Origin of the sequence: Mesorhizobium sp. DCY119 (genome assembly GCF_003590645.1) — a bacterium.
Taxonomy (GTDB): Bacteria; Pseudomonadota; Alphaproteobacteria; order Rhizobiales; family Rhizobiaceae; genus Mesorhizobium_M.
In genome coordinates this window covers 4,132,541-4,148,127 of record NZ_CP031834.1, presented here as the reverse complement: position 1 = coordinate 4,148,127, position 15,587 = coordinate 4,132,541, and the positions used below count along the sequence as shown (strand labels likewise).

14 protein-coding genes and 2 pseudogenes are annotated in these 15,587 nt (G+C 62.3%); 9 read left to right on the top strand and 7 right to left on the bottom strand.

What is annotated here, in order from left to right:
• Window positions 1–16: 16 nt before the first annotated feature.
• Entirely contained in the window at window positions 17–655 is a 639-nt protein-coding gene (locus tag DZG07_RS20150; protein WP_119820151.1) for a DNA-3-methyladenine glycosylase I, read from the bottom strand.
• Window positions 656–851: 196 nt separating this feature from the next.
• Between DZG07_RS20150 and DZG07_RS20145 the strand changes: the two genes are divergently transcribed.
• The 3 genes from DZG07_RS20145 (at window position 852) to DZG07_RS20135 (ending at window position 3,596) form a co-directional block, all read left to right on the top strand.
• Window positions 852–1,658, top strand: a complete 807-nt coding sequence (locus tag DZG07_RS20145; protein ID WP_119820149.1) for a L,D-transpeptidase — start codon at window positions 852–854, stop codon at window positions 1,656–1,658.
• A gap of 390 nt (window positions 1,659–2,048) precedes the next feature.
• Window positions 2,049–2,966, top strand: a complete 918-nt coding sequence (locus DZG07_RS20140) for a bifunctional 5,10-methylenetetrahydrofolate dehydrogenase/5,10-methenyltetrahydrofolate cyclohydrolase (RefSeq protein ID WP_091914401.1) — start codon at window positions 2,049–2,051, stop codon at window positions 2,964–2,966.
• 270 nt (window positions 2,967–3,236) lie between these two features.
• The gene (locus DZG07_RS20135) at window positions 3,237–3,596 is read left to right on the top strand and encodes a lysozyme inhibitor LprI family protein (RefSeq protein WP_119820147.1); all 360 of its coding nucleotides are present in this window, start codon (window positions 3,237–3,239) and stop codon (window positions 3,594–3,596) included.
• Between the two features lie 158 nt (window positions 3,597–3,754).
• On the opposite strand, the pseudogene DZG07_RS20130 reads toward DZG07_RS20135, so the two are convergent.
• From DZG07_RS20130 to DZG07_RS20120, 3 genes and pseudogenes are all read right to left on the bottom strand, one after another.
• Window positions 3,755–3,871 (bottom strand): annotated as a pseudogene (locus DZG07_RS20130) (oxidoreductase); the annotation flags it as partial.
• A 71-nt stretch (window positions 3,872–3,942) separates the two neighbouring features.
• A complete protein-coding gene (locus DZG07_RS20125) occupies window positions 3,943–4,479 on the bottom strand; it encodes an STM3941 family protein (RefSeq protein ID WP_119820145.1) in 537 nt (178 codons plus the stop codon).
• Window positions 4,480–4,759: 280 nt separating this feature from the next.
• Entirely contained in the window at window positions 4,760–5,635 is an 876-nt protein-coding gene (locus tag DZG07_RS20120; RefSeq protein WP_119820143.1) for an aldo/keto reductase family oxidoreductase, read from the bottom strand.
• Between the two features lie 95 nt (window positions 5,636–5,730).
• Here DZG07_RS20120 and DZG07_RS20115 point away from each other — a divergent pair, with 95 nt between their 5' ends.
• Together DZG07_RS20115 and DZG07_RS20110 are read left to right on the top strand one after the other, a co-directional pair.
• Complete coding sequence (locus DZG07_RS20115) at window positions 5,731–6,648, top strand: LysR family transcriptional regulator (RefSeq protein WP_119820141.1); 918 nt, start codon at window positions 5,731–5,733, stop codon at window positions 6,646–6,648.
• 95 nt (window positions 6,649–6,743) lie between these two features.
• The gene (locus DZG07_RS20110; protein ID WP_119820139.1) at window positions 6,744–6,935 is read left to right on the top strand and encodes a hypothetical protein; all 192 of its coding nucleotides are present in this window, start codon (window positions 6,744–6,746) and stop codon (window positions 6,933–6,935) included.
• A 99-nt stretch (window positions 6,936–7,034) separates the two neighbouring features.
• Here the strand turns inward: DZG07_RS20110 and DZG07_RS20105 are convergent, their stop codons facing one another.
• On the bottom strand, window positions 7,035–7,265 hold the full coding sequence (locus DZG07_RS20105; protein ID WP_091914415.1) for a hypothetical protein: 231 nt from the start codon (window positions 7,263–7,265) through the stop codon (window positions 7,035–7,037).
• A 514-nt stretch (window positions 7,266–7,779) separates the two neighbouring features.
• Here DZG07_RS20105 and DZG07_RS20100 point away from each other — a divergent pair.
• Window positions 7,780–9,144: a DUF2778 domain-containing protein gene (locus DZG07_RS20100; RefSeq protein ID WP_119820137.1), complete on the top strand. Its 1,365-nt coding sequence runs from the start codon at window positions 7,780–7,782 to the stop codon at window positions 9,142–9,144.
• On the opposite strand, the pseudogene DZG07_RS20095 reads toward DZG07_RS20100, so the two are convergent.
• Window positions 9,145–9,464 (bottom strand): annotated as a pseudogene (locus tag DZG07_RS20095) (putative quinol monooxygenase).
• 1,481 nt (window positions 9,465–10,945) lie between these two features.
• Here DZG07_RS20095 and hisS point away from each other — a divergent pair.
• The 3 genes from hisS to hisG all read left to right on the top strand — a co-directional run bounded on the left by hisS (window position 10,946) and on the right by hisG (window position 14,398).
• The gene (gene hisS, locus DZG07_RS20090; protein WP_119820134.1) at window positions 10,946–12,412 is read left to right on the top strand and encodes a histidine--tRNA ligase; all 1,467 of its coding nucleotides are present in this window, start codon (window positions 10,946–10,948) and stop codon (window positions 12,410–12,412) included.
• Window positions 12,413–12,584: 172 nt separating this feature from the next.
• A complete protein-coding gene (locus tag DZG07_RS20085; protein ID WP_119820131.1) occupies window positions 12,585–13,703 on the top strand; it encodes an ATP phosphoribosyltransferase regulatory subunit in 1,119 nt (372 codons plus the stop codon).
• A complete protein-coding gene (gene hisG / locus DZG07_RS20080; RefSeq protein WP_119820128.1) occupies window positions 13,700–14,398 on the top strand; it encodes an ATP phosphoribosyltransferase in 699 nt (232 codons plus the stop codon). The genes DZG07_RS20085 and hisG overlap by 4 nt, the downstream gene beginning before the upstream one ends.
• A 3-nt stretch (window positions 14,399–14,401) precedes the next feature.
• On the opposite strand, the gene DZG07_RS20075 is transcribed toward hisG, so the two are convergent.
• The gene (locus tag DZG07_RS20075; protein WP_091914425.1) at window positions 14,402–15,316 is read right to left on the bottom strand and encodes a hydrogen peroxide-inducible genes activator; all 915 of its coding nucleotides are present in this window, start codon (window positions 15,314–15,316) and stop codon (window positions 14,402–14,404) included.
• Between the last annotated feature and the right edge of the window lie 271 nt (window positions 15,317–15,587).

Below are 15,587 nucleotides of genomic sequence, written 5' to 3'. Positions count from 1 at the left end.
AGGCAACACCGAAGTTTTATGTCGGCCGCTTGAAGGCAGCGCGCTCGCTTTCGATCTCGGCGCGGCAGACGCAGCCTTCAATATGGTCGTTGACCAGCCCCATCGCCTGCATGAAGGCGTAGACCGTGGTCGGGCCGACGAAACTCCAGCCGCGCTTCTTCAATTCCTTGGAGATGCGGGTGGAGGTCGGCGTGGTCGGGTTGGCGATCAGCGAGGCATAGTCGACTTTGGCGGGGCGCTCGTCGGCGCCGGGCTCGAACTTCCAGAACCAGGCGGCGAGCGAGCCCGCCTCCGCTGCCAGTTCGCGGGCGCGCTTGGCATTGTTGATGGTCGAGACGATCTTGCCCCGGTGGCGCACGATGCCGGCATTGCCCAGCAGGCGCTCGACATCTGCGTCGGTGAATTCGGCAACGCGCTCATACTCGAAATTGGCAAAACCCTCGCGGAACGCCTCGCGCTTGCGCAGAATGGTCAGCCACGACAGGCCGGACTGGAAACCTTCAAGGCAGATCTTTTCGAACAGCCGCCGGTCGTCGGCCACGGGGCGGCCCCATTCGTGGTCATGGTAGTGCTGGTAATCCGGCAGATTGCCATGCCAGGCGCAGCGCGTGACGCCGTCTTCGCCTTCGACCAGACCGGTTTTTACTGTTTCCATTTCCTAATACTTTCCATTTTTACCCGGCCTTTACCAGATTCCTGAACCGGGCGGTAACCACACCAAAAGGTTTAAACGCGGTTTGGCTTTTTGCGCATTCCGATTCACGTTTCGGTTGCCACTGGCGGACAACATCGCACACGGAGGGGGTGCAATCCCCGCCTGTTGATGACGATCGAGTTCGAGAGTGCGTCCGATGAAACATCTTTTTCTACTGGGGGCCACGGCCCTTGCTGTCAGCATGGCGTCAGCAGCCTTCGCCAACGACCGCTACGCAGAACGCCCGCCGGTGGTGGTAAGCCCCGATCTTTCCGCCCCTTGGGTGATGCAGCTCGGCCAGCAGCCGGGCAAGGTGGTGCGCCGGCAGGTGCGCCAGGTGCGGCAGCAAATCCCGGCCGGGGTGCAGGTCCAGCCCTATGCGGTCGAGCCGCGCTTCGACCAGCGCTATGCCCCGGCACAGCGGCGCCAGCAGCCGCAGCCGGACGCGCAGCGCACCGCGGGCATCGTCGCGCCGGCACCGGCCAAGCGCGAGGTGCGCCGGCAGATCGACCCGATGTATCTGCCGCAGCAGGTTTCCTATGACGGCCCGCACAAGCCGGGCACGATCATCATCGATACCAAGCAGAATTTCCTCTTCCTCGTACAAGCCAATGGCGAGGCACGGCGCTATGGCGTCGGCACAGGCAAGCCGGGCTTCGAATGGGCCGGCACCCACAAGGTCACCGCCAAGCGCGAATGGCCGGACTGGCGGCCGCCGGCGGAGATGATCGTGCGCGAGCGCGCCAAGGGCCGCGTGCTGCCCGTCCATATGGCGGGTGGGCCGGAAAACCCGCTCGGCGCGCGCGCCATGTATCTCGGCTCGACGCTCTACCGCATCCACGGCACCAACCAGCCCTGGACGATCGGCGGTGCGGTGTCTTCCGGCTGCATCCGCATGCGCAACGAGGATGTCGTCGACCTCTATGATCGCGTGAAAATCGGCACGCAGGTCGTGGTAATGTAGCGGCCGACCCGATTCGATTATTTCCGGGGGACGGTCCGGAAGCGGCGGTTTTCGCCGCCGCAGCAAGGGCAGCATGATGGGGATCGTGCTGCCCTTTCGCTTTGAGAGACGCAGTCAGCCGTAAAAACAAGGCAGCCGCGAAATGGCGATAGCCTGACGCGATTGCGGCAACGCCTGCACGACATTTCCAATAAACCAGCTCCTGCCCTTTCGTTTTGTCGCACTGCCAAGCGGGCCGAAATCGGCTATAGGCGGCAGTGAGAGCGAAATCGCTCTGGACTTTCCTTTTGTGAAAATATTATTCTTGATGGTGGGAAGTTCCAGACAGCATTCCATATGAAGTCCGGCAACGGATTGCCGGCCATCCTGTCCGCCGAAGGAAGCTAAAAAATGCCTCTCGACGACACACGCTATCTGAAGGGCGCGCCCGTCGCAGCCCGCATCATCGCGCAAGTGCGCGCGGCAGCCGACAAGGCTGTCGAAGAAGGTTTTCCGCCCCGCCTCGTTTCGATCACCGTCGGCGACGTGGCGGCCGTCGACGTCTATGTGCGCAACCAGCGTGCCAAGGCCGAACTCGGCGGCATCGATTTCGAGGAGCGCCGCTTTCCGCAGGAAACGACGGCAGCCGAGCTGGAAGCAGCCATCCACGGCATGAATGCCGACCCGCGCGTCACCGGCATCATCATCCAGCGGCCGGTGCCGGCGCATATCCCGATCAAGGCGATCCAGGCGGCGGTGCACCCGCTGAAGGATGTCGAGGGCATGCACCCGGCCTCGATCGGCAACATCGTCTACAATGAGATCGAGCTGGCGCCCTGCACGGCGGCCGCCTCGGTGGAAATGCTGAAAGCCACCGGGCTCGACCTGAAGGGCCTCGAAGTGGTCGTCGTCGGCCATTCCGAAATCGTCGGCAAGCCGATCGCCTTCCTGCTGATGAGCGAGGGCGCAACCGTGACCGTGTGCCACCACATGACACGCTCTGTGGCCGCCCATACGCGCCGTGCCGACGCGCTGTTCGTCGCGGTCGGCAAGCCGCGCCTGATCAAGGGCGACATGGTGAAGCCGGGCGCCGCCGTTATCGACATCGGCATCAACGCCGAAACCGCGCCCGACGGCTCGACCCGCATCGTCGGCGATGTCGACACCGACAGCGTCAAGGACGTGGCCTCCTGGATCACGCCGGTGCCGGGCGGCGTCGGCCCGGTGACGGTCGCGATCCTACTGCGCAACACCATGGTGGCCCTGAACCGCCAGCGCGCGCTGTATCAGAGCACCTATGCGACAGAGGGCAAGATCGCTGCGGAGTAGGGTTTGAGGCCCGGCGACGGGGCGCTGCTGCCTGTCGGTCAGCGCCATGTGTGATTTCCGGTCACTGAAACACGCGGGGACAGTAGCAGGATCAACGACAACGAGACGCGCTTTAGGGCCTTTGAAGCCGCTTCGATAGAAGCTGCGAACCAGGGTACCAAAGCACTGCTGGGATGATCAACGTTTCGCTTACCTTATGGCTTGCCAATGCTTGCCGACAGCCTTCACGCGTGATTACCTATAAGTGCTTTACCTTGGGGGAATACAACTATGCGTTTTCTGCTTGCCGCCATTGCTACGCTGTCGTTTTCCATCACCGCAGCGCTTGCTGACCCATCCTCGGACTTCAAAAAAGCCGATCAGGCGCTGAACCAGACTTTCAAGAAAATTCAAACGAGAATTGCTGACGACGCCGATGGAAAGGCGCGTTTTGTCAAGGCGCAAAGAGCGTGGATTGCATTCCGCAATGCCGAATGCACTTTCCAATCCAGCGGCGATGATGGCGGCTCTGCTGCGCCGATGGTTGTCGCTGCATGTCAGGCTGAACTGACCAAGGATCGCACCAGGCAATTGAAAGCCTATCTGAATTGTCAGGAAGGCGACCTCTCTTGCCCGGTGCCTTCGGAATAGCCGAAAAGGGCGGGATGACCACTTCCCTACGCTGCTGAAAATCCATTTGGTCTCTGGCAGGATCGGGAACTTCGTCCACCCGCCATCCAGCCTCACATCATCGGCGGTGAAGAACCGGAAACCAGCGGCACCAACCAAATGATGCGGGCCGTTGCACGGGCGTCGTCGGCGCGATGCGCCAGATTGTACTGGTTCTGCACGCAGACGATCTCGGCAATCCGGCGTCCTTACGCGATCTGCTCCGGTGTGAGGTTGCTCAGCCCGATGTGGCCCACTTGGTGACAACGCGAAGGCAGCCACCGCCGATTTTCCGTCGGCAAAGCCCGACGCGTTCCAACTGACCGGTTCAGGCATTTTTGCGAAGAAAGTGACCTACAACGGAATTAAATCTGTCGTGATCCATGTTCAGACTGTTCGTATAAACCGCCACGGGCGTCGATATGGTTTTCTGATTGGACACCATCCTTTTGTACAGCGGATGTTGTTTGTGCGCGGATAAGTAACCTTCCGGATCTTTGAGGATAATTTTGTATCCCGTCAGATGCGAGGACGTGAAATCCTCATAATGCTCCAAAGCAGCTATATCGTTCCATTTCACCAGCAATGAACCATTTAAGTTGATGCCGTCATGATTGACTATCAGACCTTTTGCACCCGAGAGGAGCCGATAGAGGCCTCCAACCGAGAGCGCTAGAAAAATCAAAAGCCCAAATCCAAATATAGGATAAAATAAATAACCTTCCCGGAGCACGATTCGCAGACTGCTTTGGTCTGGCCCTCTATGGAGATAGTAAATCGCAATAGCAGATATCGTAAGGAGAAATATTGTTGAGAGCAGCAATTTCACCTTATTTGGTTTTGCTACAAAGAGCTCTTGATTCATAAAATCATCCTATATTGGGCGTATGCCGAATTAACGACACTTAAGACGCCCCAACATTAGCCGGACGGGCTCGCCTTAAAATGTTCGCTTGCCTTGCAGGGCCCCTTTTAGAAACGCGACCTCTGTCGGGCAAGCTCTCCAGTGCGGCGATCCGTTCAACCCACGGAATCGTCGCATTGGAAAGCTTTTCATGCCACAGGGCCTGGGATCGCCCCGAATGATCGCTGGCGTTACGTGAGCTTGTGCTGATGTCGGAATGCGACAACAGTCCTGTGTGCCGTCACGCGGCGATCCTGGCCACAGCATCCAGCTCCGCCACCACATCATGACTCAGCACCAACCCACCCGCGGCGAGATTTTCCTGCAGATGCCTGACCGACGAGGTGCCCGGGATCAGCAGTATGTTGGGCGCGCGGCGCAGCAGCCAGGCTAGCGCGACCTGCATGGGCGTCGCGCCGAGGCGCTTGGCGACATCGTTCAAGGTTGACGACTGCAGCGGGTTGAATCCGCCGAGCGGAAAGAACGGCACATAGGCGATGCCGTCGCGGGCGAGATCGTCGATCAGGGCGTCGTCGGCGCGATGCGCCAGATTGTACTGGTTCTGCACGCAGACGATCTCGGCAATCCCGCGTCCTTCCGCGATCTGCGTCGGCGTGACATTGCTCAGCCCGATGTGACGGACAAGGCCCTTCTGCTGAAGCTCGGCCAGAGCGGAAAGCGGCGCCTCGATCGACCCTTCGGCGGGGCCGTGCGTGTCGAACATGATGCGGAGATTGACCACATCCATCGCCTCGAGCCCGAGATTGCGCAGATTGTCATGCACGGCCTGGGTCAGTTCTTCAGGCGAAAACGCCGGAAGCCATGATCCATCCGCGCCGCGCCGCGCGCCGATCTTGGTGACGATGACGAGATCGTCGGCATAGGGATGCAGCGCCTCGCGGATGATCCGGTTGGTGACATGCGGGCCGTAGAAGTCGCTGGTGTCGATGTGATTCACACCGGCTGCCACGGCCGCGCGCAGCACGGCCAGCGCAGCGTCATGATCCTTCGGCGGGCCGAACACGCCGGGGCCTGCAAGCTGCATGGCGCCATAGCCTAGCCGCTTCACGGTGCGGTTCCCCAGGGTGAAAGTGCCTGACTGTTCGATGCTGGTCACGATCTCTTTCCTTTTGATCTGACCCCGTATTTAGGCGATGACCATATTCATGATAATGGGCTACAATCGGCACAGGCTGTGCGGGATTACGAACAATGAAAACCGACCTCGGTGACTTGAACGCCTTCGTGGCGGTGGCGCGCGCCAAGGGCTTTCGCGATGCTGCCCGCCTCAGCGGCGGCAGCGCCTCGAGCCTGAGCGAGGCGGTTCGGCGCCTCGAGGCGCAACTGGGCGTCAGGCTGCTCAACCGCACGACGCGCAGCGTCGTTCCGACCGAAGCCGGCGAGGGACTGCTTGCGCGCCTCGGCCCCGCGCTGGCCGAGATGGAGGCAGCGCTCGATGTGGTGAACAGCTTTCGCGACAATCCGGCGGGCTCGCTGCGGCTCAATGTGCCGGTCAGCGCGGCACGGCTGGTGCTGCCGCAAATCGTGCCGGCGTTTCTCGCCGCCTATCCCGACATCGTGCTGGAGGTGATCACCGAGGAAAGCTTCGTCGACGTGATCGCAGCCGGGTGCGACGCCGGCATCCGCTACGACGAGCGGCTGGAGCAGGACATGATCGCCGTGCCGATCGGGCCGCGTTTCCAGCGCTTCGCCACCGCCGCGTCTCCGGCCTATCTCGATCGCCATGGCCGGCCCGAACACCCGCGCGATCTGCTCGGCCATGCCTGCCTGCGCGGCCGCTTTTCAAGCGGCTCGATGCCACCCTGGGAGTTCGAGCGCGACGGAGAGGTGGTGCGCGTCGATCCCAGCGGCCCCTTGATCGTAAGGCTGGGCGGGTCCACCGACCTCGCCGTCGACGCGGCGATCGCCGGCACCGGCATCGTAAGCCTCTTCGAGGATTGGCTGCGCCCGTATTTTGACAGCGGCGTCCTCGAACCCGTGCTGGAACCATGGTGGCAGCGCTTTTCGGGGCCGTTCCTCTACTACCCCGGACGCCGCCTCGTGCCGGCACCGCTGCGTGCGTTCATCGATTTCATCAAGGCATCGGCAAACCAGGGCCTCACCTCCTGAAACCACTCAGATCCCACCACAACAAAGCGTGATTTTGCCGGCGGCGCTGCCGCTGTTAGCCTTTGCCTGTACCAATGCAGCGAAGGAGACAGACGATGAAGACAATTCTCGTGCTTGCCGCCGCGATCGGCCTGACGGTATCGGCCGCATCCGCAGAATGCATGGGTCATTCGAAGGTAAATGCTTCGATAGACACCGAAACCAAAGTGGCGAGTGTATCAACGGCCGACACCTCGACGGCCACGGTTCCGCAGACCGTCAAGCAGCAGGAAACCAAGGCCCAATAGGCCACCCATCCAGGCATCTCGCCCTGTCGCGCTTGCTGGTGCGGCAGGTCGAATTGCCGTGCGGTGATGCCAGGCATCACCGTAATCCGGCCCGCACGACTATTTTGTTTTGAACGGGTCGATGGAGATGACGTATTTCAAAATCTGGTCCGGGCTCTTGATGCCGACCTCGAACAGCGTCAGCACCTTGTAGGCCAGGTCGCTGATATCGCTCTGGTCCGTAAGCTGGAGATGCTGCTTGGCAGACTGCAGGACTGCGTCCAGCGTAGACAGATCCTGCGGCGAGTATATGCCCGTGCAACCCAAGTGTTTTACAAGATAGTTGGTCATGGCAACGCTCCACAGAAGCGTTGCAACATATCTGCTGTTGGAACAGCCCTCTATTAACTTTGACGTATGTAAGCAAAAATCGCTCCGGCGCGCCCGCATCTCATCTATTGCTGTTTGGGCCACCCGCCAGATCTATCCCCGATCGGTCCTGCACCCTCTGGACAATTCGCGACCGAGGTTGACCAACCGTCAACCGATGTCCTACAAGCGGCCCTGACGGGCCTTACCGTCAAAGGGCATTCGTGCCGTTTGACGTTTGTTGTCGGTTTTGAATTGGTGACGCTGAAAGCTCTGCTCAGGCGTCGAAAATGCCGGATCTCAGATATTCTGGGTTTCTGGAAAGCAAAATTTAACCATATTTGCCCATCTTCAGTCGATCACTTGGTCTAAATGGGGACATTCTGGAAGTCACGCAACTACGGTCGCTTGCCGACCCTGAGACCGTTTGCGGGATATGCCGGTTTGGCGCGCGTTTGTGAGTAAGGTCGTTCGTACACATTCCTGGCGCCGCCTGATGCGTCCATTGCTGGTCACCTCCGTTGGCATCGGTTTTGCCGGTGCGGCTGTGTGGTCCGTCGCCGGCATGGTCGCGATGAGCAGCTCATTCGCCTCCAACTCAGGCAGCCTCCTTCCCAAGCCGCAGTTCTACGGAGTCGAGCCGTTGCAGGCGCGGCTGCCGCAGGAGCATGGCAAGACCGGCAAGGCGCCGCGGCTGGTCATTGCAACGGCGCAGCCCTTCGTGACCGCGAGCATCGCTGCCGGCCCGAAGAAATCCGCCCGCCATCCCGATGTCGCCGCCGTCACCGGCGCGAACCCCAATGCAGCCCGCTTCGACGCTGTCGTGAAGAATGCCGCGCTGACGTCCAAGAAGCTCGCCAGCCTTTTCCAGGCCCCCAATTCCGGCAAGTCGGCCCGCACGGTCGGAAAGAGCACTGTCGCAAAGGCCGGTACGCCCGCGCAGGAGCGGTTCGCAACGCTGCCCGCTGCGACCGAACAGCATCCGACCTTGCTTGCCTATGCCGATCCGTCCCCCGGTGGAGCAGCCGACGCCGCACTGTCGGCCTTGCTGGCCCCGCCGCTGGAGGACGACCTCGCGGCATCGCAAAACCCGAACCTCGACACCGGCGAAGACGCCGCGTCCCTGCCGGACTATGAAAACACCCCGTCCGACGGTCCCCTGCCGCAGCTTCGGCCGCGCTACGAACAGGCACGCAAGCCCGTCCCGGAGACGGAAAAGCCCGGCGTTCAGCAGGCCGATGAACCGGCAGCACCGAAGCCCGACGAGCAGCCCGTGCGCAAGGCCGATGAGCCGAAGAAGGCAGACGAACCGAAGAAGGCCGATGAACGCGCAGCACCTAAGCCGCAGAAGCTCGCTTATGCGCGGCCGAGCGATCCTGGCGACAGGCCGACAAGCGGTGGCTTCGGCCGGGCGCTGCAGAATCTGTTCGGCGGCGGTGGAGCCAGGGCAGGCGGCGGCGTCGCCGTCTACGACATCAGTGCAGCCAAGGTCTACATGCCCGACGGCAGCGTGCTCGAGGCCCATTCCGGCGTCGGCAAGATGGCCGACGATCCGCGCTATGTGAACGTCAAGATGAACGGCCCGACCCCGCCGCACACCTATAACCTCAAGATGCGCGAAAGCCGCTTCCACGGCGTCGAGGCTATCCGCATGCTGCCCGTCGACGGCAGGAACAAATATGGCCGCGACGGTTTCCTGACCCACAGCTACCTGCTGCGCGGCCGGCAGGCCGAATCGCATGGCTGCGTCGCCTTCAAGGACTACGAACGCTTCCTCACCGCCTTCAAGAAGGGCAAGGTCAAGCAGCTCGTCGTGGTGCCGAGCGGCGGACGCTCGACCATGGTTGCGTCCAACGGCTGATCACGTCTTCATTGCCTCGGCGCTGTCGCTTCTCAGCGGCTGCCAGACCGAGATATCGCGTGGCGCTTTCAGAAGCTCGTCGAGCGCTGCATGCCATTCCTCGCGATAGGGACGCTTGATCTGCACGTCGAGCACGTCCTGAAGATCGACCCACGTCTCATGCAGCAGGAAGTGGCAAGGATCGTTCGGGTCGACGTGAAAATTCGCGCTGACGAACACGCCTCATGGCGCATCGCATCGAGCACGCCGTTGAGCAGCCACAGAAAGCGCTCGCGCTGGGCAGGCCGTACGTTGAAGCCGATGATGTAGGTGATGCTCATTCCGATTTCTCCATGCAGGATCGGAAACGCCGATCTCATGACGAGAGAAATGCCGGAATGAGGGACGGTTACAATTACGTCGGGGGTAATAGGATCGAGCTGGCCCTTGTTGCCGTTTGAGCGTTCCGGCGGATCCTCGGTCTGCGCATTTCGCTACGCTCATGCTGCGTCCAAGGATGATGAGGTCCGCGCTTCGAAATTCAACTGTGCCGATTAGCGATAGCAACCATGAAGTCGTCATCCCGGAAACCGGAGCGAAGCGGAGGTTATCCGGGATCTATTCCGAGCATCGTCAGGCACGGCCCCGTCCTGATGTTGACGCGCGTTCTGCACCGCCGAAGTTCCCCACCGTTCCGGCATGGATTCCCGACACTCTCCGCTCGTTCCTCGCTCACGAGGTCGAGAATGACGAATTGCATTTTAGATTCGTCGCCAATCTCGGACGCTGGCGACTTGCACGAGAGTCTGCAAAGCAACCCTTCTCTCCAACACAAGTGATTTGAGCCTAGCATTCCATGACATCCGTCATTCTCGACCTCGTGAGCGAGCGTTAGCGAGTGGAGAGTGTCGGGAATCCATGCCGGAACATCGATGAAGCCGCTGCGGTGCAGAACTGCCGAAGCTGAAACCAGCGGAAACTGTGGGGGAAAGATTTTCACCCAATTTCCAACCAACCCATTGTTTCCACTCACCCCACACATTTTTTTACGCCCAATCTATCCCCACCCCAAGACACCTCGCACATAATCCCTCCATCGCTCTTGCGGGACCGGGTTCTGGAACCGGGATCGGGGAGAGCGGCGGTGACCTCCCGCCCTGGTGTGGTAGCCAGGAACCCGAGGACCCGACACAGGCCGGCGTCCTGCGGCCGCATGCCCTGGCTGGAAGCTGCAGGTGAAAACCTGTGGCGGAAGGACCAAGGGCAGATCGCGCAGGATGCGGAGAACCCGCGGCGTCTTGTCCATGGAATGTACATGGAGCGGGCGTTGTGACCGGCCAACTTCGGGACAGACACCGAGACGGGCGGTCGAAAGATCGCAGAAAAATACAAAAGATGAGCGAGATTTCGGCCGCCCGTCTTTCCCGGCTCTTTGACAATGGCCAGATGCGAAAGCAGGCGTGGCGATGAACAGGTGCGTCCTTCGAGGCTCGCTACGCTCGCACCTCAGGATGAGGGAGGGTGTGCCGGCAGAAATTGTCTTCATGAAGAGTAGGTGCGTTTCAATATGAGGGAGAATAGCGCCAACTTCCCTCATCCTGAGGTGCGATCCTGAGCTTGTCGAAGGGGAGCCTCGAAGGACGCACCGCAATGCACCGGGGGCAGGGCACGGCGATGACGAAATGCGCCTCTCCCTCTCCCACAAGGGGAGAAGGAAGGGCACCGCAACCCTTGCCGGTCCGGGCCGCATAAGTTAGGACACGCGCGCTGTAACTTTATACGGGTTACAACGCATTACACGAGCGACAAGAGCGAAGACGACATGGCCGAAAAGACCGAAAAAATGAAAGCGCGCCAGCCGCGCGGCTTTGCCGATCGCTCGGCCGACGATATTCGCGCCGTCGAAAAGATGATGGGCAAGATCCGCGAGGTCTATGAGCTTTACGGTTTCGAGCCGGCCGACCAGCCGATGATCGAATACACCGACGCGCTCGGAAAATTTCTGCCCGACCAGGATCGTCCCAACGAGGGCGTGTTCTCGTTCCAGGACGATGACGAGCAGTGGCTGTCGCTGCGCTACGATCTCACCGCGCCGCTTGCCCGCTATGTCGCCGAAAATTACGAGCGCCTGCCAAAACCCTATCGCAGCTACCGTGCCGGCTGGGTGTTCCGCAACGAGAAGCCGGGGCCGGGCCGTTTCCGCCAGTTCATGCAGTTCGACGCCGACACGGTAGGCACGCCGGGCGTGGCAGCGGATGCCGAAATGGCGATGATGATGGCCGATATCATGGAAGCGCTCGGCATCAAGCGCGGCGACTACGTCATCCGCGTCAACAACCGCAAGGTGCTCGACGGCGTGCTGGAGGCCATCGGCCTCGGCGGCGACGACAATGCCGGCCGCCGTCTGACCGTGCTGCGCGCCATCGACAAGCTCGACAAGTTCGGCCCGGAAGGCGTGAAGCTGCTGCTCGGCAAGGGCCGCTGGGACGGCGGCAAGGAAGGCGAGGGCGACTTTACCAAGGGCGCCGGGCTGGATGACACGGCCATCGCCAAGGTGCTTGCCTATATCGAAACCGGCGAGATCGAAGCCAATGAAGGCGTCGAGGAACTGGCGCAGATCAAGGCGCTCTGCGCTGCGGCAGGCTATGATGACGGCCGGGTAAAAATCGACCCCTCCGTCGTCCGCGGCCTCGAATACTACACCGGCCCGGTCTACGAGGCCGAACTTCTGGCCGAAATCCCCAATGACGAAGGTCAGGTCGTGCGCTTCGGCTCGGTCGGCGGCGGCGGGCGTTATGATGGGCTCGTCTCGCGTTTCCGTGGCGAGCCGGTTCCGGCGGCGGGCATTTCCATCGGCGTTTCGCGCCTGATGACGGCGCTGAAGAACCTCGGCAAGCTCGATACCTCCGATGTCGTCGCCCCGGTCGTCGTGCTGGTCATGGACCGCGACACCGAAAGCCTCAGCCGCTACCAGAAGATGGTCTCCGCGCTGCGTCAGGCCGGCATTCGCGCCGAGCTTTATCTCGGCGGCGCCGGCATGAAGGCCCAGATAAAATATGCCGACCGGCGCGGCTCGCCCGTCGTCGTCATCCAGGGCGGCGACGAGCGCGCCAAGGGCGAAGTCCAGATCAAGGACTTGATCGAGGGCGCGCGGCAGGCGGCGGCGATCGCCGGGCATGCCGAATACAAGGAGGCACGGCCGGGACAGATAACGGTGGCGGAAGCCGATCTGGTGGCCGAGGTGAAGAAGATACTCGATGCGCAGGCGGAAGAGCGGAGGCGCGGATGAGTGGCGCCGCGCTCTCCCTCCCCCTTGAGGGGAGGGTGGCCGCGAAGCGGTCGGGTGGGGTCGCTCGTGAAGGACGCGGCCTGATCTCTTCGTCGCGCGCGGCCGCAACGACCCCCTCTGGCTGCTGCGCAGCCATCTCCCCCTTGAGGGGGGAGAAAAGTCGGCGCGCGTCATGAACTCCCGCTACCCCGCCATCGCCCCCGAGCTCCTGAAACTGTTCGTCGCCCGCGAGGCCGACCCTGTCGACGTGGCGGTGATTCAGCCGGCTGATCCGTTTCTCGACATGGCCGGCGAAGACCTGCGCCGCCGCATTTTCCTGACCGAAAGCGAGACCGGCCAGACGCTGTGCCTGCGCCCGGAATTCACCATCCCGGTCTGCCTCGACCACATCGCCAGCCAGTCCGGCACGCCGCGGCGCTATTCCTATCTCGGCGAGGTGTTCCGCCAGCGCCGCGAAGGCGGCAACGAGTTTTTTCAGGCCGGCATCGAAGACCTTGGCGACACCAATATTGCCCGCGCCGACGCCCGCTCGGTGGCCGATGCCCACGCGCTTTTGCAGCTTGCGCTGCCCGGCAAGAAGCTTGGCATAACGCTCGGCGATCAGGCGGTGTTCGAGGCGGTTCTGGCAGCGCTTGGTCTGCCGCGCGGCTGGCGCATGCGCCTTGCCCGCGCCTTCGGCTCGGCCGAGATGCTGGCAGCAGCCCTTGCCGATCTTGCCACGCCCGCCCGCAACAACGCGCTTGCCGAGCCGGCCGCCTCGCTGGTCGCCGACGGTGATTTCGAGCGCCTCTCGGCCCATGTCGCCACGCGCATGGAGGCAGCGAGCCTGTCGCCTTCGGCCGGCCGCACGCCCGGCGACATCGCCCGCCGGTTGATCGAAAAGGCCGAACTGCGCGCCGTGCGCCTGTCGAACGAGGCCTTCGACGCGCTGAAGGCGTTCCTGGCGATCAACGTGCCGGTGGATGAGGCAGCAGATGCCCTGCGCGATTTCGCAGCCGGCGCGTCGCTGTCACTGGGTGCGGCACTGGACAATTTTGATGCGCGCGCCGCAGCCCTTGCCGAGCATGGCCTGTCGCCGCAGGCGATCCACTACGACGCCGCCTTCGGCCGCCCGCTCGATTACTACACTGGCCTCGTCTTCGAGATTACGGCCGATGGCGACGACCGCCCGCTGGTCGGCGGAGGCCGCTACGATCGGCTGCTGACGCTGCTCGGCGCGACGCAGCCCATTCCCGGCGTCGGCTTTTCGGTCTGGCTCGACCGCATCGAACGCCTGCGGGGTGCCGCATGACCATCACGCTTGCGATCCCCTCCAAGGGCCGCCTCAAGGAACAGACGCTGGAAGTGCTGGCCAAGGCCGGGCTTGCCGTCAGCCTGCCCGGCGACGAGCGCAAATACCGCGCCCGCATCGAAGGCCGCGACGACATTGAGGTGGCGTTCCTGTCGGCGTCCGAAATCGCCGGCGAGATCGGGCAGGGCGCCGTCGATCTCGGCATTACGGGCGAGGACCTGCTGCGCGAAAATCTGGTCGATTGGGAAGCGCGCGCCGAGATATCCGCGCGGCTTGGCTTCGGCCATGCCGATGTCGTGGTCGCCGTGCCGGATGTCTGGCTCGATGTCGACACCATGGCCGATCTGGACGATGTCGCTGCCGATTTCCGCCAGCGTCATGGCCGGCGCCTGCGCATCGCGACGAAATACTGGCGGCTGACGCAGCAGTTCTTTTCGCAGAAACACGGCATCCAGGTCTATCGCATCGTCGAAAGCCTGGGCGCCACCGAAGGCGCGCCGGCGGCCGGCTCGGCGGACGTCATCGTCGACATCACCACGACCGGCTCGACCTTGCGCGCCAACCACCTGAAGATACTTCAGGACGGCGTCATCCTGCGCTCGCAGGCCTGTCTCGTTGCCTCGAAGAAATCGCGCAGCGCCAATGACGAGGCATCGCTGCGCTCGATCGTCGAGGCGGTGGCCGGTATCGTGTGAACCTCACGCAGCCTGCGGTAGCACGACCTCGCGCAGGCCCCGCACGATCTTGGCCAGCTCCACGCATTCCTCGTGGCGCTGGCTGTTCCGTCGCCAGGCGAGGCACACCGTGCGTGAGGGCATCGGCTCCATGAAGGGCACGATCTTCAGGTCGCGCATGCCGTTTGCCGGGCCGGTCGCCATCTCGGGAATGAGCGTCACGCCCAGCCCATGCGCCACCATCTGCAACAGCGTCGTCAGGCTGGTCGCGCCATAGCTCGCCATCGCCACGGGCTTGACATTGCCGCAGACGGCCAGCGCCTGTTCGCGCAGGCAGTGGCCTTCTTCCAGCAGCATCAGCCGCTCCAGCGCCGGACTGTCGGGCGCCACCGGTGGCGCTATGAAGCCGGGATCGTTCTCGGCAACGGCCAGGAAAAACCGGTCCTGAAACAGCTCTTCCTTGACCAGCCCCGGAAAATCCAGCGGCAGCGCGGCGATGAAACCGTCCAGTCGCCCGGCCGCCGTTTCCTCGACCAGTGAAGCCGTCACCGCCTCACGCAGTTCGAGCTGAAGCGCGGGGAAGCGCGATTTCAGTTCCGGCAGCACATGCGGCAGCAGATAGGGCGCGATGGTGGGGATGATGCCGAGGCGGAACCGGCCTTCCATGGAAAGCCGGCCGCGCCGGGCGATGGTCTCGACCTCGCGAATGTCGGCCAGAATGGTCTCGATGCGCGGCAACAGCGCCTGCGCTTCCTCGGTCATGCGCACGCTCTTGCCGCCGCGCTCGAACAGCCGGCAGGCGAGCCTTTCCTCCATCTCTGAAATCTGAGCCGAAAGCGCCGGCTGCGTCACGCCGGCAAGCTCTGCCGCGCGGCCGAAATGCAGCGTTTGGGCGAGCGCGTCGAAATACTGCATCTGTCGGACGGTCAGTCTTATCATAAGGAAAAGCTATCGATAAAAATAGAAAAGGCAATTTGTTTTTATGGAAGGCGCGGCCTAATCTGGAACAGTTCCAGACTGGCCGAGGGCGAGAAACCGCCCCGCCGGTCGTTGAGATTCGGCAAAACCCGGACAATCCAAGGGAGGCGAAAGCCATGACGAAACCGACAAACACCATTTCGGCCGTCGCGCTGATTCCGGACAATCAGAACCAGATCGCGACAGGCTGACGCGGCCCGCTGCCGCTGCAGGACCGCTGATCGAAGATCAC